The sequence below is a fragment of the Streptomyces roseifaciens genome, from assembly GCF_001445655.1.
Lineage (GTDB): Bacteria > Actinomycetota > Actinomycetes > Streptomycetales > Streptomycetaceae > Streptomyces > Streptomyces aureoversilis.
The window spans coordinates 2629543-2651553 of sequence record NZ_LNBE01000004.1 but is presented as its reverse complement, the minus strand read 5'-3'; the positions used below and the strand labels follow the sequence as shown (position 1 = coordinate 2651553).

Sequence of the window (22011 nt, the reverse complement as noted above, 5' to 3'; positions counted from 1 at the left end):
TCCCGACACGACGGGGCTCCAAACTCTCCACAGAAGCCCCGCACACAACCCGCACAGTCCGCGTCACCCGGACACCGCACGGCCGGGGTGGCCGGCGGGGTCCGGGAACGACAAGGCCCGGAGTCCGAGGTTGGACTCCGGGCCTTGTCATGAAGTAGCGGGGACAGGATTTGAACCTGCGACCTCTGGGTTATGAGCCCAGCGAGCTACCGAGCTGCTCCACCCCGCGCTGTTGTGGAACAACCGTACCACGGCGCGGGGCGGAGCTTGATCAACTTCCGGGCTTGCCGCCCTGCTCGCTGCCCTTGTCCCCGGCCTTGTCGCCGCCCTTGTCGCCACTCTTCTCGGCGGCCTTGGCCTCGGCCTTGGCGGCCCGGTCGAGGGCGTCCCTCAGGGCGTCCTGGGCCTTGCCGTACTCCGCCCAGTTCTTGTTCTCCAGGGCCTTCTGGCCGGCCGTGAAGGCGTCCTGGGCGTCCTTCAGGGCCTGCTTGACCGTGGGGTCCTGGGAGGGAGCCGGTTTCTGCGTGCCTTCGGAGGGCTTGGCGGGCGCGGTCTTGCTGCCGAAGATCTCGTCCAGGGCCTCGTCGAGGGTGTCCCTGAAGGCGATCTTGTCGCCGTAGTTCACCAGCACCTTCTTCAGGAGCGGGTAATTGGAGCCGGCGCCCCGCAGATAGACCGGTTCCACGTACAACAGCCCGCCGTCCAGCGGCACGGTCAGCAGGTTTCCGTACTCGACCTCGGAATCGCCCTTCTTCCAGATGTTGATCTGGTCGGCGACGGGTGTGTGGCTGTTGAATTTGCCCTGTGCCAGCCGCGGTCCCCAGACCGAGGTCTCGGACGGCAGTTTCAGTATCCGGATCTTGCCGTAGTCCTTGCTCTTGGCATCGGCGTCCACGGCCATGAAGGCACCGAGGTTCGTCCGGTTCTTGGGCGTGAAGGTCGTCGTCAGCGAGAAGGTCTGCTTCTCCTGGCGGGGCATCTTCATACTCAGGTAGTACGGCGGAACCGCGTTGCCCTTGGTGTTGGTCGGGTCGTCCGGCACCTCCCAGCGCTCACTGCCGGTGTAGAACGTCTCCGAGTCGGTGACGTGGTAGCGGGAGAGCAGCTCGCGCTGGACCTTGAAGAGGTCCTGCGGGTAGCGCAGGTGGTCCATCAGCGCGGAGCCGATGGCGCTCTTCGCCTTCACCGTGCCCGGGAACGCCTTCATCCAGGTCTTGAGGACCGGGTCCTTCTCGTCCCACTGGTACAGCTTCACCGTGCCGTCGTAGGCGTCAACGGTCGCCTTGACGGAATTGCGGATGTAGTTGACCTGGTTCTGCTGGGCGACGACGGCGCGCTGGCCGGTCGTCAGCGAGTCGGCCGTGGTGTCACCGAGGGTCGTACGGGAGGCGTACGGATAGCCGTTCGTCGTCGTGTACGCATCCACGATCCACTGGATGCGGCCGTCGACCACCGCCGGATAGGCGTCGCCGTCGATGGTCAGCCACGGGGCGACCGCCTCGACGCGCTCCTTGGGGGTGCGGTGGTAAAGAATCCGCGAACCCTTTCCGATGGCACCCGAGTAGAGGATCTGCGGCTCGCCGAAAGCCACCGCGTACGCGGCGCGGTTGACGGGGTTGGACAGGTTGACCCCGCTCTTCCCCTTGTACGAGTAGCTCCGCTCGCCCTTGTCCGAGGAGTAGTCCAGCTCCTCCTGCGGACCGCCGACGATCGAATACTGCGTCGTCTTCTCGCCGTAGTAGACGCGCTGCTCGTAGGGGCCGAACAGGCCCTCGGTCGGCAGGCTCTTGGCCGTGAAGTCCGGCGCCCCGGCCTTGTCGGTCGTGGTGCCCTTCGCGGTGATGGCGCCGTAGCCGTGGGTGTACTTGAAGTGGTCGTTGATCCAGTTGCGCTCGGGAATGCCCTTGAGGTTGAGCTCGCGCAGACCGATGACCGTGTCCTGCTCCTTGCCGTCCACCTTGTAGCGGTCGACATCCAGCGTGGAGGGGAACTGGTAGTACCCCTTGACCTGCTGCTCCTGCTGGAAGGCGGGCGAGACGAGATTGGGGTCGAGGAGGCGGAGGCTGGCCGTCGAATTCACCGCGGCGCGCAGCTTCTCGGGGTCCTTGCCCGTCAGGTCGCTGTTGCCCTTGTAGTTCTGGACGTCCGCATCGCCGATGCCGTACGCCTCACGCGTCGCCGTGATGTTCTTCTTGATGTACGGCGCTTCCTTGGCCTGCTCGTTCGGCTGGACCTGGAACTTCTGCACGATCGCCGGGTAGAGCCCGCCGATCAGGACGGCCGAGAGCACCATCAGCCCGAAGCCGATCACCGGCAGCTGCCAGGTGCGGCGCCACAGCGTGGCGAAGAACAGCACCGCACAGATCAGCGCGATGATGAACAGGATCGTCTTGGCCGGCAGATACGCATTGGCGTCGACGTAGCGCAGCCCCGTCCAGCCGTCGGTGGACTTCAGGCCGCTGGACTTCACCGCCAGGCCGTAGCGGTCCAGCCAGTAGGCGATGGCCTTCAGGCCCACGAAGATGCCGAGCAGCACCGACAGGTGCCCCGTGGCCGCGGCCGTCGCCCGGTGGCCCGGGCTGGTCAGCCGCAGGCCGCCGTAGAGGTAGTGCACGAGGGCGGCGGCGATCAGCGACAGCACCGCGGCCGCGAAGCCGAAGCTCAGCAGGAAGCGGTACCAGGGCAGGTCGAAGGTGTAGAACGCGATGTCCTTGTGGAACTGCGGGTCCTTCTGGTGGAAGGGGACGCCGTTGACCCACTGCAGCCAGGTGCGCCACTGCCCGGCCGCCGAGGCGCCCGCGACCAGGCCCACGAGGGCGGTGACCGCGAGGAGCACCCACTTCTTGTACGGCGCGATGCTCATCCGGTAGCGGTCGAGGCTCTGCTGTTCCATCGACATCGCGCTCAGCGGCGGCCGGAGCCGGTGCGCCAGCCAGATGTTGGTCCCCACCGCCAGCGCCATCAGCAGGCCGAAGACCGCGAAGAGCCCGATCTTGGTGCCGAGGGTGGTGGTGAAGACCGAGGAGTAGTCCACCGAGCGGTACCAGAGCCAGTCCGTCCAGAACCCTGCGAACATCACGAAGAGCATGGCCAGTGCGGCCAGCACGCCCAGCGTGGTGAGCAGGGTCCGGATCCGCCGGGACGGTCGGCCGACTCTGATCCGTGGCCCTGTCGGGCCTCCGCCGCGGTCCGGCATCTGGAAAGCCAAGGTGCGCACCTCGAAGTTCGCTGTCAGGGGAGCTGTCGATCAGGGCCCAGCGATACTAGGGCCCAAGGTGGCAACTTACCGAGGCTTTACTCAGTTCCCGTTTTCGGTCACTCTCAGGGCACGATATTGCTCATGTCCAGCACTTCCAGCACCCCCGACCCCTCCCTCCCGTCCGGCCCCGGCGGCCCGGGCGGCGACACCCCCATGGCGGCCAGCCCGCTGACCCGCGCCGTTCTCGAGATCGACCAGTACGCCTCCACCCTCGGCTGGGACCAGCCCGCGCGGCTGTTCGCCCTGGTCGACACGGCCAAGCTGCGCGCCCAGGAGCCCGGTCTCGCCGATCAGCTCGGCCTCGACGCGACCGCCCAGGCCGGCTCCCTCACCCCGATCGAGCAGGACGAGGTCCCGGCGGGCACCGCCCTGGACAAGTTCCTCGGCACCATCGCGTGGCCCGGTGCCGTGACGGGGTGCGCCCTGACCGTGGAGCGGCTGATGCTGCCGCCGTCCGCCGAGGGCACCGTGCCCAACGGGATGAACGAGAAGCAGCTCGCCAAGTGGGTCGCCGCCCACCCGGACCGGCAGGAGGTGCGGATGACCGTCGCCGTACTGCGGGACGGGGCGCGGGAGACCGCGGTGCGGCTGCGCGAGAAGGACTCGCCGACCGAGGTCCTCACGGGCCCGGACCTGGTGCCGGGGCTGGCGGAGGCGCTGGCTGCGACGTTCGAGGACTGATGCCGCACCCGCAGCGGGGGCTCAGCCGGCCTTGCACAAGGGCAGGCCGGCCGAGTCCCCCTTGCGGATCTTCTCCAGGGCGCCGACGGCGTCACCTATGGTGTCGACCTTGACCAGCGTGAGCCCGGAGGGCTTGTCCTTCGCGGCGGCCGCGCAGTTGTCCTTGGGCGTGAGGAAGTAGCGGGCGCCCTTGGAGCGCGCGCCCACCGTCTTCATCTCGACGCCGCCGATCGGGCCGACCTTGCCGTCCTCGTCTATGGTCCCCGTGCCGGCGACGAACTTGCCGCCGGTCAGGTCCCCGGGGGTCAGCTTGTCGACTATCCCGAGGGCGAACATCAGACCGGCGCTCGGCCCGCCGACGTCCGCCAGCTTGATGTTGATCGTGAACGGGAAGGTGTGGTCCGTCCCGGCCTGGATGCCGACCAGGGCGCGCTTGTCGTCCGGCGCCTTGCCCGTCGTGAGGGTCACGTCCTGCTCCACGGACGGCTGCCGCTTCTCCTTCTCGGCCGCGGCGGCCTCCTTGGCCGGAACGATCCGGAAGGTGACCTTCTGGCCCGGCTGGTGCTTGGTGACCAGCTTGGCGACGTCCCCGGGCTGCTTGATCTCCGTACCGTCGACGGCCTTGATCACGTCGCCGGCGTGCAGCTGGCCCTCGGCCGGGCTGTTCTTGACGACCGACGCCACGACCGTGCGGGTGCCGACCGGGATGCCCAGCTGCTTGAGCGCCGCCACCTTGGCGCTCTCCTGGGACTGGCTGAACTCCTCCGCCGTCTCCTGGTTGAGCTCGTCGGGCGTCTTGTCGTCCGGGTAGAGCGTGCTGTGCGGGACGACGAGGTTGTCGTGGGCGATCCAGCCGTAGACCGCCTCCACCAGGTTCATCCGGTACCGCGAGCCGGTGACGCGGACCGTCGTCATGTTGAGGTTGCCGGTCGTCGGATACGTCTGGCGCCCCGAGATCTGCAGCACCGGCTCCCCGTCGTGCTCACCGAGCGTGTTGACCGTCGGCCCGGGCGACATCTCCGAGTAGGGCACGGGGATCAGCACGCCTGCGCAGAGGAGCGCGATCAGCATCAAGAGGGAGGCGAGCATCGTCGCGGTGCGGCGGGGCATGGAACGACAGTACGGGACGGGTCCGACAGTCCACCCGCGGGGCGGTCCGTCCGGGGAGGCCACCCGGGGCTCGCGGAAAAGCGCCGGCGCCCCGGCGTGAGCCGGGGGGCGCTTCAGGAGACCCCGGTACCGGAATCCTGCCGTTCCATCGCCTCACGCCGCTCCATCGCCTCACGGAACCGGGCATACCCCGCGAGTTCGGAGATGTCCCCGCTCTTGCGGTTACGAGCGGCCCAGGTGCCCCACAGCAGGGCAACGACGGCCGCGGCAACCGGAATCAGCAACCACACGAGTGCCGCCATACCGACCTCCGACCCCCGGACACCACCACTGAAAAGACCGATGAGCAGATTAGTCTTTCGTAGAGTCAACGCTCGCGTCAGGGGGCCGGTTACGCAACCGGAAGTGATCCTTCAGGACGCCGGATCCCGAGCAGCAGCACTAAGCGCCGACCCTCCCCCAGCTACCGCTGGGGGTGCCCCCAACGCCTAAGCGCCCACCCACTCCTCTGTCCCGTCCGAAAAGACCTGGTGCTTCCAGATCGGCACCTCGCGCTTGAGGTCGTCGATGAGCCGCCGGCAGGCCTCGAACGCCTCCGCCCGGTGCGGGCACGAGACGGCCACCACGACGGCCAGGTCACCGATCTCCAGATCGCCCACCCGGTGCACGGCCGCCAGCGCCCGCACCGGGAAGTCCGCCGCGACCTTCTCGGCCACGCGGCGCAGCTCCGCCTCGGCGGTGGGGTGCGCGGAATAGCCGAGCCCCCGGACGCCGGCGCCGCCGTCGTGGTCACGCACGGTGCCCACGAAGAGCGCCGTGCCCCCCGCGGCGTGGTCGCCGACCGCGGCGAAGACCTCGTCCACGGACAGGGGGGCGTCGCGGACCGCCAGAAGGCGGACCGGATCCGTCGCGGCGAGCTCGCCGGGGTGATCGTACGTACGGGCCATGTCCCCCATCGTGCCGTACGGAGGGCGTGGGCGAGGACCGGCCTTTCAAACAGCCGTACGAGACGGTCTGTGGACGGTCCTCCAAGGCCCCCGGGCCCTCGCCGCGGGCCCCTAGAGGCGGCGGCGCGCCTTGCGCGCGCGACGGACCAGCGCGGCGGTGCCCAGCAGTGCCACGGTCGCCCCCGCGGCGCCCGCGGCGGTGGCGTCCTTGCGGCCCAGGCGGCGGCCCGCGACCGTGTGCCGGCCGGAGACCTCCTCCAGCAGCTCGGCGAGGACCTCCTCGTTCGTCCAGCGCGGCCGCCAGCCGGCCTCGTGCAGCCGGCTCCCGCTGACGACCCACGGGTGCATCGTGTACTCGAGGTCCCCCGCGGGCGACGGCGTCAGGCCGAGGCGGTGCAGCCGGGAGGCCGCCCCGAGGGCGACCGCGGAGGGCAGCTCCATGCGGCGGATGCCGGAGAGCTCCTCGACCTCCTCCTGCTCCAGCCAGCCGTCGCAGCCCACCGCGAGCTCCCCCTCGGCCTTCTCCAGGGCGGCGAACTCCAGGGCGCTGACCAGGTCCTCCACGTGGCAGAACTGCCAGGTCGGCCGGGATCCGGCGACGACCAGGAGGCGGGGCGACTCGAAGTAGCGGGTCAGGGCGGTGTCGGTGCCGCCGACGAGGACGGCGGGCCGCAGCACCGTGACGTTCAGGCCGGGGTGGGCGCGCGGCGCGCGGCGGGCGAGCCGTTCGATCTCCAGCAGGTCGCCGACACCGGTGGCCTCGGCGGTGGCGCGCAGCTCGGCGTCCTCGGCGAGCGGCACGTCGTTGTCGGGCAGGGCCCCGTAGACCATCGCGGAGGTGCACAGCACGACGCGGTGCACTCCGGCGGCCGCGGCGGCCGTCAGGACGGTCTGGGTGCCGCGCACGTTGTAGGCGGTGCGGGCGGCCGCGTCGGTCTCCAGGTCGAGGTCGAGCGCGAGGTGCACGACGACGTCGGCGCCGCGCAGCTTCTCGGCGATCGCCGGGTCGCGGACGTCGAGCACGTGCCACTGCGCCTCGGTCACGTCGCCGCGGCGCTCGTCGATGGCCACGACCTGCTTGATCTGCTCGGACACGGCGAGCCGCTGCGTGAGCAGGGCGCCGACGCCGCGCGCGGCACCGGTGACCGCCACGACGGGCCTTCGGCCGCCGTGCGGGGTCGTACTGTCTCGCGCGGAACCGTTTCGCGCTGCGCGAACTTCTGGGTCGGGGGAACTCACCGGGCGTCTCCAGCGGTTGTCTTCAGTACGTACGAGAGATGACGCGTACGGACCAGGTGACGTCCATCCTGCCGCAGGCCCCGGGTCGGCGAAGCACCAAGCCCGGATACCGGTGAGGTGTCTAGGCTGGTGGTGATGTCGGGCATTCGCCGCCGGTCCTGTGCCGGCGGCCCTACGAGCCGAGGAAACCCGTGAGTGACACCCCATTCGGATTCAATCTTCCGCCGGAGGAGCCGGAGAACGGCGGCGACGGCAAGAAGAAGGGCGAGGGCCAGGGCGGCCAGGGGCCTGCGAATCCGTTCGGGTTCGGCGGGCCGGGCGGCGCGGGGGACAACCCCTTCGCCGCGATGTTCGGCGGCGGCATGAACCCGGGCGACCTCGGGGCGGCCTTCCAGCAGCTCGGGCAGATGCTCTCCTACGAGGGCGGCCCGGTGAACTGGGACATGGCCAAGGACATCGCGCGCCAGACCGTCGCGCAGGGCACCGCCGACGGCACCAAGGACGCCAGCGTCACCTCCGGCGAGCGGAGCGCGGTCGAGGAGGCCGTGCGCCTGGCCGACCTGTGGCTGGACGGCGCGACGTCGCTGCCGTCGGGCTCGGGCACGGCGCTCGCCTGGAGCCGCGCCGAGTGGGTCGAGGCGACCCTTCCGGTGTGGAAGGAGCTCGTGGACCCGGTGGCCGAGCGCGTGGGCGCGGCCATGGGCGACGTGCTGCCCGAGGAGATGCAGGCCATGGCGGGCCCGCTGCTCGGCATGATGCGCTCCATGGGCGGCGCCATGTTCGGCACGCAGATCGGCCAGGCCGTGGGCGTGCTGGCGGGCGAGGTGGTCGGCTCCACCGACATCGGCCTGCCGCTGGGCCCCGCGGGCAAGGCCGCGCTGCTCCCGGTGAACATCGCGGCGCTGGGCGAGGGCCTCGGCGTCCCGCAGGACGAGGTCCGGCTCTACCTGGCCCTACGCGAGGCCGCCCACCAGCGCCTCTTCGCGCACGTGCCGTGGCTGCGCTCGCACCTCTTCGGCGCCGTCGAGGGCTACGCGCGCGGCATCAAGGTCGACACCTCCAAGCTGGAGGACGTGGTCGGCCAGCTCGACCCCACCCACCCCGAGCAGCTGCAGGACGCCCTCCAGCAGGGCATGTTCCAGCCGGAGGACACTCCGGAGCAGAAGGCGGCCCTGGCCCGCCTGGAGACCGCCCTGGCGCTCGTCGAGGGCTGGGTGGACGCCGTCGTGCACGCGGCCGCCGCCCCGCACCTGCCGTCGGCCGGTGCCCTGCGCGAGACGCTGCGCAGGCGGCGTGCCTCCGGCGGCCCGGCCGAGCAGACCTTCGCCACGCTGATCGGCCTGGAGCTGCGCCCGCGCCGGCTGCGCGACGCCTCCCGGCTGTGGGCCTCCCTGGCGGACGCGCGCGGCCCGGAGGGCCGTGACGCCCTCTGGGAGCACCCGGACATGCTGCCCACGGCGGCCGACCTGGACGACCCGGACGGCTTCGTCCACCGCGAGCACCTGGACTTCTCCGAGATCGACAAGATGCTCGGCGAGGCGGCCAGGGGCGAGAAGGGCGGCCAGGACGACAAGGGCAAGCCCGAGGGCGAAGGCGACGACAAGAAGTGAGCCTGCACGAGGATGCGGTCCGCGTGCTGAAGGAGTACGCGGACCAGGAGGAGCTGCGCGGGCTCTATCTGGACCACCTGGCGTCCCACCCGGACGGCATGTGGAAGCCTTGTGAGGCCGGTCACGTCACGGCGAGCGCCCTGGTGATCGATCCGTCGCGCGGTCAGGTGCTGCTCACACTCCACCGCAAGCTGCGGATGTGGCTGCAGATGGGCGGCCACTGCGAGCCCGGTGACGCGACGGTCGAGGCGGCGGCCCTGCGGGAGGCCACGGAGGAGTCCGGGATCGCCGGGCTGACGCTGCTGCCGGGCGGCCCCGTGCGGCTCGACCGGCACCCGATCCCCTCGCCCTGCAACTGGCACCTGGACGTCCAGTACGCGGCCCTGGTGCCCGCGGGTGCGACGGCGGCCATCAGCGACGAGTCCCTGGACCTGCGCTGGTTCCCGTACGCCGAGGTGGGCGAGGTCGCCGACGACTCGGTCGTGCAGCTGATGCGGCGCACGCTGGAGCGGCTGTAAGAGCCTGATGCGCCCTGATGCAGTCAGGGCGCAGGTAAGGGGCGGTCACCCATGGTGACCGCCCCTTACGCGTGCTCCGCCCGGCGAGCGGCCGGGCTCAGGACCAGATGTTGCCCTGGTTGCGGCCGTGCGCACCCTGCTGGCCCACGCCGTACTGCGCCATGAGGCCCTGGCCGATCTCGGCGCCCTGGGGCGGCAGGAGCTCGCTGGGCTGGACGAGGGCGTAGCCGTGGCCGGCGAAGCTCAGCTCCCAGCCCTCCCCCGTGCTGCCGCGCCGTCGCCACACGCCCGAGGACGACGTCTGGGCCTGCATCTGCACGCGCAGGGACGTCGACCAGGCGATCACGGCGTCGGCGTCGGCGCTGACGACCCGGTCGGGCGTGACCTGGAGCATCAGGGGCTCGCCGGAGGTCATCAGCGCGACCTTGCCCTGGCCGCTGATGTTGAGCTGGTAGGCGCCGGTGCCGGAGATGCCGTACTGGCTGTCGACGGCGATGGCCTCCCAGTGCAGCGTGGAGTCCAGGGCGAGGACGTAGGCGCCGTCCACGGTCAGCCCGTCGCGGTCGACGTCGACCACGTGGACGTGCTGGGCCAGGTTGGCGAAGTAGACCGTGCCCTGGCCCGAGCAGCGCATCAGGTCCAGGCCCTCGCCCGTGTGGGCGCGGGAGGTCTGCTGGCCGCGGGTCTGGTACTCGCCGTCGAACTCGATCAGGCCCTGGTAGGCGACCATCGAGCCCTTGCGGGCGAGCACGTCGTCGTGGCCGGTGAGGGAGACGCGCAGCATCTGCGGGTTCTGCAGGGCGTAGCGGTCCTGCGTCTGGGCCTCGGTGAAGCCGAAAAGCGGGCTCTGCATGATGTCCTCGTTCCCCCTCAGCCCCGGGCCCGGAGCCGGTCGGTGCTGTCCTCGCTGGGCTGTACGACCACGAAGCCCTCTCCGGAGAAGCCCAGTTGGTAGGCCTCGCCGCTGCCCCGGCCGATCAGCGAGGAGGCCTTGAAGCTGCGCTTGCCCTTCATCCGGAGGTTGCTGGACCAGGCGACGAGCGCGTCGGGGTCGACGTAGGTCTCGTCGTCGCCGCGCCCGCAGTCCACGACGATGGGGGTGCCGCGGGAGGTCAGGGCGACCCAGCCGGTGCCGCTGATGCCGACGTTGAACAGGCCCTGTCCGGCGAACTTCGCCATGCCCTTCACGCGCTCCACGCCCCACTGGAGGTGGGCGTCGAAGGCGAGCACGTTGGTGCCGTTGACGGAGAGGGAGTCGCCGTTGAGCTGCAGGCAGACCACGTCGGCCCCGTAGTCGGCGAGGTAGAGCAGGCCGTCGCCGTGGCAGCGCATGAGGGGCACGCCCTCGCCGGTGAGCCACTGGGAGGCCATCTGGCGGACCGCGGGCGGGTTCGGGTCGTACTGGACGTAGCCCTCGTAGGCGACCATCGAGCCGGTGCGGGCGAAGAGGTCCTGGCCGGTCTGCATGGCGACCTTCAGCATGCTGCTGCCGTGGTTCTCCATGCGGGTGGTGACGGGGGTGGGGGCGTAGCCCTGGATCGGTGTCTGGTTCATGGTCTTCGCTGGTCCCTCAGACCTCGTAGGGCTGGACGACGACGAAATTGCCGGGAGCGCCCCGGAATTGGAGGTTCACGGCTTCTCCGCTGTGCCCCGGGTAGGAGCTGCGGCGCAGGCGCACCTGGCTGGAGATGATCACCTGGGCGCCCGCGGACCAGGCGATGACGGCGTTGCTGTCCGCGTAGGTCGACGGGGTGACCGGCAGCACGACGGGGATGCCGTGGGTCTTGACGACGACGGTGCCGTGGCCCTGGAACTGCATGGTGAACAGGGCGCCGCCGGGGATGCCGTGGCCCTCGATCCGGCGGACCTCGTGCTGCAGCGACTCGTCGAAGGCGAGCACCGACTCCGCGGAGACGCAGATGGCGTCGCCCTGGAGCTCGATGGGGTGCACGTGGGCGGAGTTCTCCGCGAGGAAGACCTGCCCGCGGCCGGTGCAGCGCATCAGCTGCAGCTCCTGGCCGGTGGCGTTGCCGACGATGCGGCCGGCGAAGCCGGCGCCCTTGTAGCCGAAGTCGACCTTGCCCTGGTACAGCACCATGCTGCCCTGGCGGGCGAGCACGGGCTGGCCGTCGACGCCGAGGTCGACGCGGACGAGCTTGGGGTTCTGCTGGGTCCAGCGCTGGCCGGTGGGGGCCTCCCGGTACTTCTGCAGCGCCGCCTGGACGCCGGCCGCCGCGGCCGGCTGGCCGTAGGGCTGCTGGCCGGGCTGGCCCGGGAAGGGCTGGCCGTGCTGGGGCGCGGAGTGCGGCTGGCCGGGGTAGGGCGCGTTCTGCTGGGGCGCCTGGGGCGGCTGACCGTACGGCTGCTGGCCGGGCTGGCCGTAGGGCTGCTGCTGCGGCTGACCGTACGGGGTGGGCTGCTGCTGGCCGTACGGGCCCGGCTGGCCGGGGACGCCGGGCGGACCGGGCGGCGGCGGGGTGAACTGGCCGCCGGTGGAGGCCCCCGGGCTGTTGAAGAAGCCCGGAGGGGCGATCGGCGCGGCCAGGGTCTGCGCGGCGTGCACCTGCCCGGCGGGCGGTGCCGGCGGCGGGGTGCTGCCGGGCGGGGGCGGGAAGCCCTGGTGGGGCGGCGGCGTCTGGGCCTGGGGGGCGGCGGGCGCCGGGGCCGGAGCGGGCGCCTGGGGCGGCTGACCGTACGGCTGCTGGCCGGGCTGGCCCGGGAAGGGCTGGCCGTGCTGGGGCGCGGAGTGCGGCTGGCCGGGGACGCCGGGCGGACCGGGCGGCGGCGGGGTGAACTGGCCGCCGGTGGAGGCCCCCGGGCTTCTTCAACAGCCCGGGGGCCTCCACCGGCGGCCAGTTCACCCCGCCGCCGCCCGGTCCGCCCGGCGTCCCCGGCCAGCCGCACTCCGCGCCCCAGCACGGCCAGCCCTTCCCGGGCCAGCCCGGCCAGCAGCCGTACGGTCAGCCGCCCCAGGCGCCGGCCCCGGCCGCGCCCGCGCCCGCCGCAGCGCCCGCCTTCGCCCCTCCGCAGCAGGCGGGCCCGCCTGCTGCGGAGGGGCGAAGGCGGGCGCTGCGGCGGGCGCGGGCGCGGCCGGGGGCGGGCCCGCCTGCTGCGGAGGGGCGAAGGCGGGCGCTGCGGCGGGCGCGGGCGCGGCCGGGGCCGGCGCCTGGGGCTCCTCTTCGAGCACCTCGCCGCCGAAGTGCTGGAGCAGTGCCTCCAGTCCGCCGTCGAAGCCCTGCCCGACAGCGGCGAAGCGCCAGACGTCCTTCAGGTAGATGTCGCCGAGCATCACCGCGCGTTCGGTGCTGAATTCGGCCCCGGTGAAGGAGTAGCGCGCGACTTCCTGGCCGCCGGCGACGATACGGAGATAGCCGGGTGCGATCTGCGACATCTGGCCCGCGCCGTCGAGGGTGGCCGTGAAAGAGAGCCGCTGGATGTGCGCGGGGATCTGGTCGAGGGTGACGCGGAAGGATTCCGTGTCACCGGCCTGCGCCCCGAGCTGCTGAATGGCGCCCTCGGGCGACTTGGGCTGGTTGAAGAAGACGAAATACCGGTCGTCCGAGAGCCGCTCCGCGGCGTCGAGGCCGAAACAGCTGATGTCGAAGGTCAGGCCGGGGCCCGCGATCTGCACTCCCACGTACAGATCGGTCCCCGCCGTCAGGTCACTGATCTTGGCCTTGTGGCCGCGCTGGAATTCCCTGGCCATGCGTAACGACCGTCCCCCATCCGAACGTGCGATGAAAACGTGTGATGAATGCGTTGCGTCAGGCTAACGGCTGAGGGCGGATTCAACCGACTCCGGACCGGACGTGTCCCCCACAGGGGCCCGCCGGCACCGGGCCCGGCTCATTCGCCGCGCGCTGCGGGGAGGTGCGGCAACCTGTCGGCGGCCACCACACCTTCGAGGTAGCCGCGGGCACGCTCGGTACGCGGGTAGGCGTCGAGGAGCCGCCAGAAGCCGGGGCCGTGGCCGGGGACGAGCAGGTGCGCCAGCTCGTGCAGGAGCACGTAGTCGAGGACGTACTCGGGCATCCCCTGCAGCCGGTGCGAGAGGCGGATGCTGCCCTCGGTGGGGGTGCACGAGCCCCAGCGGGTGTTCTGGTTGGTGACCCAGCGGACGGTCGCGGGGCGGGCCCGGCCGCCCAGGTACTGCGCGGACAGGCGCGCGGCGCGCTCGGCGAGCTCGGTGTCGCCGAGCATCCGCTTGCTCTCCTGCGCGGCGAGCCTGTCGAGCATCACCGTCACCCAGCGCTGCTCCTCGGCCTCCGACATGCGGGCGGGGATGAGGACGACGGTGCGGTCCCCCTCCCGGTACGCGGAGACCGTCCTGCGGCGGCGCGCGCTCCGTCGGACCTCGACCGCTCCGGGCTCGGCACCGCCGGTGAGCGGGCTGGGAGCACTGCGCGGTCGTGCGGCACTGTGCAGAGGGTCGACGGGCACGGCCCCGACGTTACCGGCTGGCGGCGCGTGAAGTCCCGCCCATCACTCCTTGTCGGGCGCAAAGACCCCACGGGGACCGAGCTTGTACGACCATCACACCGCGCTTGTGGACAACTTCTCACGGTGACAGCGCGAACGGTCCATGCTGAAGGCCGATCAAGGGGGAGGGCCATGCCGACCGAGGGGGGAACCGTGCAGAGGACCGCCGTGCAGAGGACGGCCGTGGAGGAGAGCTCCGTAACGGGCACGTCCGCACATCCCATGCTCAAGCCCGCACTGCGGCGCAGCTGGCGCAATCGCGACACCGTCCAGTTCGGGGTGGCCCCGGCCCACGCCGTGGCAGTGGGTCCGGTGGACACGGCCACGGGCAGCTTCCTGACCCTGCTCGACGGCACGCGCGGCATGCCGCTCCTGCGCGAGGAGGCGAGAGCCGTGGGGCTGCCCGAAGGGCGGGCGGACGCCCTGGTGGAGCGGCTCTCCGCGGCCGGGCTGCTCGATGACGTGCGCGGTGGCGGGGAGGCCGCGGCGGCCCTGCGCGAGACGGGACCGGCGCTGGACCGGCTGCGGCCCGACCTGGCTTCGCTGTCCGTGCTGCACCCGGGGCCGGGCGAGGCGATGCGGCTGATGGCGGCGCGGCAGGCCATGCGGGTGCAGGTGCGCGGCGCCGGGCGGGTGGGCGCGGCCGTCGCGGCGCTGCTGTCGGCGTCGGGGGTGGGCCGCGTCGATGTGATGGACGGCGGCTGTGTCGAGCCGTGGGACGCGGGGCCCGGCGGGCTGGACGCCGCGCGGACCGGGGAGCGGCGGGAGACGGCGGCGCGGCGGGCCGTGCGGGCGGCGGCGCCGGGGGTGCGGCGCAGGCCGCGGCGGGGCGGTGAGCCGGAGCCGCCGCTGGGGCTGGTGGTCTTCGCCCCGCGGGACGGGCTCGCGGCCTACGCGCCCGACCCCGGATCCTCGCAGGAGCTCCTCGCCTCGGGTACGCCGCACCTGTACGCGGGGGTGCTGGAAGCCACCGGGCTGGTGGGGCCGTTGGTGCTCCCCGGAGGGACGGCGTGCGCGGGCTGCATCGAGCTGGGGCGGGCCGGCCGTGACCCCGCCTGGCCCCGGATGCTCGCCCAGTGGAGGTCCGGCCGCGGCTCGGGGGTACCGTCGTGCGACATGGCACTGGCCACGGTTGTGGCGGGGCTGACCGTGGCGCGGGCGCTGGCCTTCCTCGACGGTGGGTCCCCGGCGAGCGCGGGGGTGCGGCTGGAGCTGGCTCTGCCCGGTCCGGCCTGGTCCCCGCGGCCCGTCGAGCCGCATCCGCGGTGCCCCTGCGGCGCGGCGCGTTCCCCGGATCCCGGGTATGCCGCGGCCACGGGGTCACCGCACGGGACAATGAGCAGGTAACCGCCGTCCGCGGCGTGGCTGTTCAGCTAGTTGGAGGGGCGAATGTCTGATCTACCCCGCAAGGCGGTAACGCGCACCGCCAAGTTGGCCGCGCTGCCACTGGGGTTCGCGGGGCGCACGGCCCTGGGGCTCGGCAAGCGCATCGGGGGGCGGCCGGCGGAGCTGATCGCGACCGAGTTGCAGCAGCGCACCGCAGAGCAGCTCTTCGCGACACTCGGGCAGCTCAAGGGGGGTGCGATGAAGCTGGGTCAGGCGCTGTCGGTCTTCGAGTCGGCGCTTCCCGAGCAGATCGCCGGACCCTACCGGGCCGCCCTGACCAAGCTTCAGGAAGCCGCCCCTCCCATGCCGGTGAAGACGGTGCACGCGGCCCTGGCGGAGCGGCTCGGCGAGGACTGGCGGGATCTGTTCGAGGAGTTCGACGACCGCCCGGCGGCGGCCGCCTCGATCGGGCAGGTGCACCGGGCGGTGTGGCACGACGGGCGGCGGGTCGCGGTCAAGGTGCAGTACCCGGGGGCGGGCGAGGCGCTGCTGTCGGACCTCACCCAGCTGGGGCGGTTCGCGAGACTGCTGGGGCCGCTGGTGCCGGGCATGGACATCAAGCCGCTGATCTCCGAGCTGCGCGACCGGGTCTCCGAGGAGCTGGACTACGGCCTGGAGGCGCGGGCCCAGAGCGCGCACGCGCAGGAGTTCGCGGGCGATCCGGATGTGGTGGTGCCGGCCGTCGTGCACCAGAGCGACCAGGTGCTGGTCACCGAATGGATGGAAGGGCTGCCGCTGTCCGAGGTGATAGCGGAGGGCACCCAGGAGCAGCGGGACCGGGCCGGGCAGCTGCTGGCGCGCTTCCTCTTCTCGGGCGCAGCGCGCACGGGGCTGCTGCACGCCGACCCGCATCCGGGCAATTTCCGGCTGCTCACCGGGGACGACCCCGACGGCCCGCCGGAGAAGTGGCGGCTGGGCGTGCTGGACTTCGGCACAGTCGACCGGCTGCCGCAGGGCCTCCCGCCGGAGATCGGCACCGCGCTGCGGCTGACGCTGGACGGCCGGGCCGAGGCGGTCCACGAGCTGCTGCGGGAGGAGGGGTTCGTCAAGCCGGAGATCGATCTGGATCCGGGCGCCGTGCTCGACTATCTGCTGCCGATCATCGAACCGGCGCAGGCGGCGGAGTTCACCTTCACCCGGGGCTGGATGCGCGCCCAGGCGACGCGGATCGCCGACCCCCGCTCCCCCGCGTACCAGCTGGCCCGCCGGCTCAACCTCCCGCCGGCGTATCTGCTGATACACCGCGTGACGATGAGCACCATCGGGGTGCTGTGCCAGCTGGGTGCGACCGTGCGGCTGCGCGAGGAGATGGAGGCGTGGGTGCCCGGCTTCGCGGCGGCGGGCGGCGGCGCGGCGGAGGAGGAGAGCCGGGAGACGCCTGCCTGACGGGGCCGGGCCCCCGGCCTCACCACCAGGAGGAGTCGAGGCGGCCCTCGATCGATCTGATGTTGGCCCGGGCGCAGTCGTCGCAGAAGTAGCGGCGGCTGCCGTTCTCGAAGGAGCAGGTCCAGGTCGGCGGCGCACCGTCGGCGGGGGTGCCGCAGCGAGCACAGGTGATGGTCTCGGCGGGCTCGGTGGCCTCAGGGTCCAACTGCCCTGATTCATGCGTCTTCTGGTCCACTCCCAGACGATATCCCCGCGAAGGGGCCGGGAGGGCACAACGCACCCGACGCCCCGCGGGGCCGGTCCGTTCGGATCCGGCCCCGCGGGGGTGACGACGAGGGTGGGGCGGTCAGTGCATGACCGCCATGGCCAGGGCCCGGCGGGCGCGCATCGAGGCGCGCTCGGCGCGGCGCTGCATGCGCCGGGCGGCGGCCAGCCGAGTGGCCCTGCGTTCGGACTCGGCCTCCCTCAGTCGCTCGTGCATATGGGCACGGGCCAGGGCTTCTGGGATGAGTTGCATTTCGAGGTTCCTGTTCTGGCGCGAGGCGATCGCGCTGAAGGCGTCACGGGTGGGGACTTCGGGGCCGAACGGCTCGGCGGAGGGGCGGTGCATCGTCGGATCCTGCTTCTTGGGGTCGTGCGTGGTGGGGCGGTCGATGGTGCCGAAGACGTTCATGCGGCGACCGGGTTCTTGCGCGGACGGCCACGGGGCCGCTTGCGGGCCACCACGACGCCCTGGACGAAGAGCTCGCCTCCCCAGACGCCCCACGGCTCGCGGCGGTCCATCGCGCCGGCGAGGCAGGCCTCACGCAGCGGGCAGGTCCGGCAGAGCGACTTGGCGTACTCCACGTCCGCGGGCGACTCGGCGAAGAAGACCTCCGGGTCGTAGCTGCGGCAGGGGACGGGGGTGCCCAGGTTCTCGATCGCGTCGTCGAGGTCGGTCAGGGCGGTGAGGGGGGTCAAGGTGTCCTCCGTGGGGACGGGCGGGGGGATCAGGTCGGTCGCTACTGACGGGGTGTGTGCCTTGAGTTGCACGGTGTCTTTTTCCTCGTCTGTCTTCCGGCTCGTGGCCGGGCTGGTTCCCCTCGGTGAGGGGGCAAACAAAAGGGCCGCGGATCCCGGTGTGGGTTCCGCGGCCCTGGAAGGTGCCGACCTGATCATGCCGATCAGGCTGGATCTCTCCAGGGTTCGAGCCCACGGAAGGCCCACATCGTGTGGTGCTGGTGCTGCTGCGTGCTGACGGATCCGGCGCCGTTGGTCGTCGCCGCAAGGGCATAGGCCTGGGCCTGTGCCGATGCTGCTGCCTTTACCGCGGACGCCTTGGTCGGTCGCTCATTGATCAGGGAGGTTTCGTTGATCAGGGAGGATTCGCCGATCAGGGCGGAGCCGTTGATCAGAGCGAAACCGGCGCCGGACAGACCGGTGCCCCGGAGCGAGTCGAAGGAGAAGCCGAGCGGACGGGCGGCGATGACCGGGCGATCGGTCATTTTGTTGCTGGTCTTGAAGCTGATCATTGGTCTCGCCTCCTCTCGGCGTCTTCGGGGACCTGTCGGGACAGGTCCGGGCTTTTAAAGTTCGGTACAGCCGGTTCAGTACAGCACGGATCCGCCGGCTCCCGGAAGAGCCGTTGTCTCCGTGCTCGGAAGGCTATGGGTATGCCGTCCGCGTGCGCAAACTATTTTTCGCGAGATTCTTCGGATGCGTCGTGGGACGCATCCTCCGACGTCAGGCAGGTGCCTGCGCACAGAGCGAGGACGTCGGCACCGAACGAGTCGAGCTTCCGTCTTCCCACCCCTGAGATGCGCGCGAGCTCCGCTTCGGTTCCCGGAACGGCCTCCGCGATGGCGAGCAGCGTCTTGTCGGTGAAGATGCAGTAGGCGGGCTGGCCGAGCCGGCCGGCCTCCCCGGCGCGCCAGTCGCGCAGCCGCTCGTAGAGCGCCTCGTCGAGCTCGGAGGGGCAGTCCTCGCAGCGCATGAGCTTGATCTCGCCCGCGTCGGTCAGGGTGCGGCCGCAGACTCGGCAGCGGGCGGAGCCCCGCTGGCGGCGGCGGGCGGGACCCCGCTCGACGCCCGCCGTGCCGCCGGGAGAGCCGGGGGCGGGGCGGACGGCCGCGGAGCCCGGCCGCAGGCCGTTCAGGAAGCGGGTGGGGCGCCGGGAGGGGCGGCCGCCCGGCGTGCGGGAGAGCGCCCAGGACAGGGAGAGGTGGCGGCGGGCCCGCGTGACGCCGACGTAGAGGAGGCGGCGCTCCTCCTCGATCTGCTCGTCCGTCTTGGCGTATGTGATCGGCATCATGCCCTCGGCGAGACCGACGAGGAACACGGCGTCCCACTCAAGGCCCTTGGCGGCGTGAAGTGAGGCGAGAGTCACACCCTCGACGGTGGGGGCGTGCTGGGCGCTCGCCCGCTCGTCGAGCTCGGCCACGAGATCGGCGAGGGTGGCGGCGGGTCTGGCCCGGACGAAGTCCTCGGCGAGGCGCACGAGGGCCGCGAGGGACTCCCAGCGGTCCCGCACCGCCCCCGAGCCGGTGGGCGGCTCGGGCGTCCAGCCGCGGGTGCCCAGGACGGCCCGCACCTGGGACGGGATGTCATCGGCGCCGGCGAGCTGGGTGTCGCCCCCGCCGGCGCGGGCGGCGCCGCGCAGCAGCAGCCCGGCCTCGCGCACCTCGGGCCGCTCGAAGAACCGCTCGGCCCCGCGCAGCTGGTAGGGGACACCGGCATCGGCGAGGGCCTGCTCGTAGACCTCGGACTGGGCGTTGATGCGGTAGAGGATCGCGATCTCGCTCGCGGGCACCCCGGAGTCGATGAGGTCCCGGACGCGGCGGGCGGTGCCCTCGGCCTCCGCGGGCTCGTCCGCGTACTCGCCGTAGACGGGCTCGGGGCCGGCCTCGCGCTGGGAGACGAGCTCCAGGCGGTGCTCGGCGGCCCGGCCGCGGGCCTGGGAGAGCAGGCCGTTGGCCAGGTGGACGACCTGGGGGGTGGAGCGGTAGTCCCGGATGAGCTTGACGACGGTGGCGTGCGGGTGGCGGGTGCGGAAGTTCAGCAGGTGGTCGGGGGTGGCGCCGGTGAAGGAGTAGATGGTCTGGCTGGCGTCGCCGACCACGCACAGGTTGTCCCGGTCGCCCAGCCACAGCTCCAGGAGGCGCTGCTGGAGGGGGCTGACGTCCTGGTACTCGTCGACGACGAAGTGCTGGTACTGGCGGCGGACGGTCTCGGCGATGTCGTGCCGGTCCTGCAGGACGCCGACGGTCAGCAGCAGGACGTCCTCGAAGTCGATCACGCCGCGGTCGCGCTTGAGCTCCTCGTAGGCGGCGTAGACCCGGGAGGTCTCGGCGGGGTCGCGGGGCATGTCGCGGCCCGCCTTGGCGGCGGCGGCCGGATAGTCCTCGGGGACGGTCTGGGTGACCTTGGCCCATTCGATCTCGCCGGTCACGTCGCGCAGCTCGGTGCGGTCGAGGCGGATGCGGCAGCGGGCGGCGGCCTCGGCGACGATCTGGACCTTCCGCTCGGCCAGGCGCGGCAGCTCCCCGCCCACGGCCTTGGGCCAGAAGTACTGCAGCTGGCGCAGGGCGGCCGAGTGGAACGTGCGCGCCTGGACGCCGCCGGCGCCGAGCTGGCGGAGCCGGCCGCGCATCTCGCCGGCGGCGCGGTTGGTGAACGTGACGGCGAGCACGCTGGAGGGCTGGAGCACTCCGGACCGGACGCCGTAGGCGATGCGGTGGGTGATCGCGCGGGTCTTGCCCGTGCCGGCGCCGGCCAGCACGCACACCGGGCCGTCGAGGGCCGTCGCCACCTCGCGCTGCTCGGGGTCGAGCCCGTCGAGCACCGCGTCCGGGGAGTCCGGAACCGGCGGGAAGAGGGTGGAGTGCGTTGCTGCTGTCACCCCGCCATGCTGCCAGGTCCGCAGGGGCGACCGGGAATGCCGTCCACAGGGGTGCCGCGGCAGTCGTACGAATACGGGAATGGCTGTGGACAGGTGCACGTTCTACCACCGGAACAACACCCGGATCGGTACCCACGGCACGACCGGGAACGGACCGGAACACCACCACGAGAGAAGGGGCACGAAGTCGAATGTCGGGCACCGTGACGATGTACAGCACCACCTGGTGCGGCTACTGCCGCCGGCTGAAGAGCCAGCTGGACCGCGAGGGAATCGCCTACAACGAGATCAACATCGAGCACGACGCCGAGTCGGCGGCCTTCGTGGAAAAGGCGAACGACGGCAACCAGACGGTCCCGACGGTCCTGGTGAACCCGCTCAGCGGCGCCGCGCCGGTCACCATGACCAACCCGTCCCTGGCCCAGGTCAAGCAGGCCCTGGCGTCCTGACGCGGGCGCGGAGACAGAACGGCCCCGGTCCGCGGACCGGGGCCTTCGCCGTCTCCGTGAGGAACGCGGGTGTGACGCGTTCCTCAGGGTTTCCCCAGGGCGGCTTCCTCAGGGCTTCCTCAGGGCTGGCTCTGCGGCAGCGGCTCGCCGTACCAGAGCTCCAGCAGCCGGGCCGCGATGGAGATGCCGGTCGGGGGCAGGACCTCCCCCGAGTCGAAGGCGGCCCGCAGCTCCTTGCGCGAGAACCAGCGCGCCTCGTGGATCTCCTCGCCGTCCACCTGGATGTCGCAGGACGTGGCCCGCGCCATGAAGCCCAGCATCAGGCTCGACGGGAACGGCCAGGGCTGGCTCGCGACGTACTCCACGTCCCCGACGACGACGCCCGCCTCCTCGGCGACCTCGCGCCGCACCGCCTGCTCCAGCGACTCCCCCGGCTCGACGAAGCCCGCGAGCGTGGAGAAGCGGCCCTCGGGCCAGTGCATCTGGCGGCCGAGCAGCGCGCGGTCGTCCCCGTCGGTGACCAGCATGATCACGGCCGGGTCGGTGCGCGGGTAGTGCTCGGCGCCGCAGGCCGGGCAGCGGCGGATGTGGCCCGCGGCCGCGACGACCGTGCGCTCGCCGCAGCGCGAGCAGAAGCGGTGCAGCCGCTGCCAGTTCTCCAGGGCCACCGCGTGCACCATCAGGCCGGCGTCGCGCGGCGAGAGCAGCAGGCCGGCCTCGCGCAGCCCGGCGGGGCGCGCGGACTGGTCCATCCGGCCCGGCAGGGCGTCCTTCTGCAGCGCGAAGTAGGCGATGCCGTCCGCGTCCTCGCCGAGGAAGTAGCGGTGCGTCTCGGTGACGGGCGCCTCGAAGGCGGGCGTCATCACGAGCTCGGTGCGGCCGTCGGGGGTGTCGTCGATCAGCACCTGGCCGCCGGAGACCACGAAGACTCTCGTGGAGGGGTGGCTCCAGGCCGCGGCGAGCCACGCCTCGTCCAGGCGGTGGTGGGCGGCACGGTCGATGCCGCTCTCGGCGGTGAGGGTGATCGGCCGGGCGGCCGAGAGATCGGTCCAGGTGGTCACTGCTGCTTC

General features: G+C 72.0%; 20 protein-coding genes, 1 tRNA gene and 1 pseudogene. 6 read left to right on the top strand and 16 right to left on the bottom strand.

Annotated features, from left to right (window positions below):
* Window positions 1-155 precede the first annotated feature (155 nt).
* Window positions 156-229: transfer RNA gene (locus tag AS857_RS29105), tRNA-Met, on the bottom strand.
* Window positions 230-271: 42 nt separating this feature from the next.
* Complete coding sequence (locus tag AS857_RS29100) at window positions 272-3196, bottom strand: UPF0182 family membrane protein (protein ID WP_079110709.1); 2925 nt, start codon at window positions 3194-3196, stop codon at window positions 272-274.
* A gap of 144 nt (window positions 3197-3340) precedes the next feature.
* Here AS857_RS29100 and AS857_RS29095 point away from each other — a divergent pair, with 144 nt between their 5' ends.
* Entirely contained in the window at window positions 3341-3940 is a 600-nt protein-coding gene (locus AS857_RS29095) for a PPA1309 family protein (RefSeq protein WP_058046158.1), read from the top strand.
* A 21-nt stretch (window positions 3941-3961) separates the two neighbouring features.
* Here AS857_RS29095 and AS857_RS29090 read toward each other — a convergent pair whose 3' ends face one another.
* From AS857_RS29090 to AS857_RS29075, 4 genes are all read right to left on the bottom strand, one after another.
* Window positions 3962-5050, bottom strand: a complete 1089-nt coding sequence (locus AS857_RS29090; protein ID WP_173864817.1) for a YlbL family protein — start codon at window positions 5048-5050, stop codon at window positions 3962-3964.
* Window positions 5051-5163: 113 nt separating this feature from the next.
* Window positions 5164-5352 carry a hypothetical protein gene (locus AS857_RS29085; RefSeq protein WP_058046157.1) on the bottom strand — a complete coding sequence of 63 codons (189 nt, stop codon included), beginning with the start codon at window positions 5350-5352 and terminating at the stop codon, window positions 5164-5166.
* 186 nt (window positions 5353-5538) lie between these two features.
* Window positions 5539-5997 carry a molybdenum cofactor biosynthesis protein MoaE gene (locus AS857_RS29080; RefSeq protein WP_058046156.1) on the bottom strand — a complete coding sequence of 153 codons (459 nt, stop codon included), beginning with the start codon at window positions 5995-5997 and terminating at the stop codon, window positions 5539-5541.
* A gap of 111 nt (window positions 5998-6108) precedes the next feature.
* The gene (locus AS857_RS29075) at window positions 6109-7236 is read right to left on the bottom strand and encodes an SDR family oxidoreductase (RefSeq protein ID WP_058046155.1); all 1128 of its coding nucleotides are present in this window, start codon (window positions 7234-7236) and stop codon (window positions 6109-6111) included.
* Between the two features lie 191 nt (window positions 7237-7427).
* Here AS857_RS29075 and AS857_RS29070 point away from each other — a divergent pair, with 191 nt between their 5' ends.
* Window positions 7428-8846, top strand: a complete 1419-nt coding sequence (locus tag AS857_RS29070) for a zinc-dependent metalloprotease (protein ID WP_058046154.1) — start codon at window positions 7428-7430, stop codon at window positions 8844-8846.
* Entirely contained in the window at window positions 8843-9364 is a 522-nt protein-coding gene (locus AS857_RS29065) for an NUDIX hydrolase (protein ID WP_058046153.1), read from the top strand. Before AS857_RS29070 ends, AS857_RS29065 begins: the two co-directional genes overlap by 4 nt.
* Window positions 9365-9461: 97 nt before the next feature.
* On the opposite strand, the gene AS857_RS29060 is transcribed toward AS857_RS29065, so the two are convergent.
* From AS857_RS29060 to AS857_RS29040, 4 genes and pseudogenes are all read right to left on the bottom strand, one after another.
* On the bottom strand, window positions 9462-10217 hold the full coding sequence (locus tag AS857_RS29060) for an AIM24 family protein (protein ID WP_058046152.1): 756 nt from the start codon (window positions 10215-10217) through the stop codon (window positions 9462-9464).
* Between the two features lie 17 nt (window positions 10218-10234).
* On the bottom strand, window positions 10235-10918 hold the full coding sequence (locus tag AS857_RS29055) for an AIM24 family protein (protein WP_058046151.1): 684 nt from the start codon (window positions 10916-10918) through the stop codon (window positions 10235-10237).
* Between the two features lie 16 nt (window positions 10919-10934).
* Window positions 10935-13070: pseudogene (locus AS857_RS38170) on the bottom strand (TerD family protein).
* Between the two features lie 140 nt (window positions 13071-13210).
* Window positions 13211-13804 (bottom strand): M48 metallopeptidase family protein, encoded by a 594-nt coding sequence (locus tag AS857_RS29040; RefSeq protein WP_058046148.1) that lies wholly within the window; start codon window positions 13802-13804, stop codon window positions 13211-13213.
* A 261-nt stretch (window positions 13805-14065) separates the two neighbouring features.
* Here AS857_RS29040 and AS857_RS29035 point away from each other — a divergent pair, with 261 nt between their 5' ends.
* Window positions 14066-15190 (top strand): ThiF family adenylyltransferase, encoded by a 1125-nt coding sequence (locus AS857_RS29035; RefSeq protein WP_058047137.1) that lies wholly within the window; start codon window positions 14066-14068, stop codon window positions 15188-15190.
* Window positions 15191-15232: 42 nt separating this feature from the next.
* Window positions 15233-16615, top strand: a complete 1383-nt coding sequence (locus tag AS857_RS29030; protein ID WP_058046147.1) for an ABC1 kinase family protein — start codon at window positions 15233-15235, stop codon at window positions 16613-16615.
* A 19-nt stretch (window positions 16616-16634) separates the two neighbouring features.
* Here AS857_RS29030 and AS857_RS29025 read toward each other — a convergent pair whose 3' ends face one another.
* From AS857_RS29025 to AS857_RS29005, 5 genes are all read right to left on the bottom strand, one after another.
* A complete protein-coding gene (locus tag AS857_RS29025) occupies window positions 16635-16850 on the bottom strand; it encodes a hypothetical protein (RefSeq protein ID WP_058046146.1) in 216 nt (71 codons plus the stop codon).
* A 111-nt stretch (window positions 16851-16961) separates the two neighbouring features.
* Window positions 16962-17288: a hypothetical protein gene (locus AS857_RS29020; protein ID WP_058046145.1), complete on the bottom strand. Its 327-nt coding sequence runs from the start codon at window positions 17286-17288 to the stop codon at window positions 16962-16964.
* Window positions 17285-17647: a WhiB family transcriptional regulator gene (locus AS857_RS29015; protein ID WP_030366211.1), complete on the bottom strand. Its 363-nt coding sequence runs from the start codon at window positions 17645-17647 to the stop codon at window positions 17285-17287. Before AS857_RS29015 ends, AS857_RS29020 begins: the two co-directional genes overlap by 4 nt.
* 131 nt (window positions 17648-17778) lie before the next feature.
* Window positions 17779-18126: a hypothetical protein gene (locus tag AS857_RS29010; protein ID WP_058046144.1), complete on the bottom strand. Its 348-nt coding sequence runs from the start codon at window positions 18124-18126 to the stop codon at window positions 17779-17781.
* A 161-nt stretch (window positions 18127-18287) separates the two neighbouring features.
* Window positions 18288-20492, bottom strand: coding sequence for a UvrD-helicase domain-containing protein (locus tag AS857_RS29005; RefSeq protein ID WP_079110706.1), 2205 nt, complete (start codon window positions 20490-20492; stop codon window positions 18288-18290).
* Between the two features lie 191 nt (window positions 20493-20683).
* Between AS857_RS29005 and AS857_RS29000 the strand changes: the two genes are divergently transcribed.
* Window positions 20684-20941 carry a mycoredoxin gene (locus AS857_RS29000; RefSeq protein ID WP_058046142.1) on the top strand — a complete coding sequence of 86 codons (258 nt, stop codon included), beginning with the start codon at window positions 20684-20686 and terminating at the stop codon, window positions 20939-20941.
* Window positions 20942-21060: 119 nt separating this feature from the next.
* Here AS857_RS29000 and nudC read toward each other — a convergent pair whose 3' ends face one another.
* A complete protein-coding gene (gene nudC, locus AS857_RS28995; RefSeq protein WP_058046141.1) occupies window positions 21061-22002 on the bottom strand; it encodes an NAD(+) diphosphatase in 942 nt (313 codons plus the stop codon).
* Window positions 22003-22011: the final 9 nt, after the last annotated feature.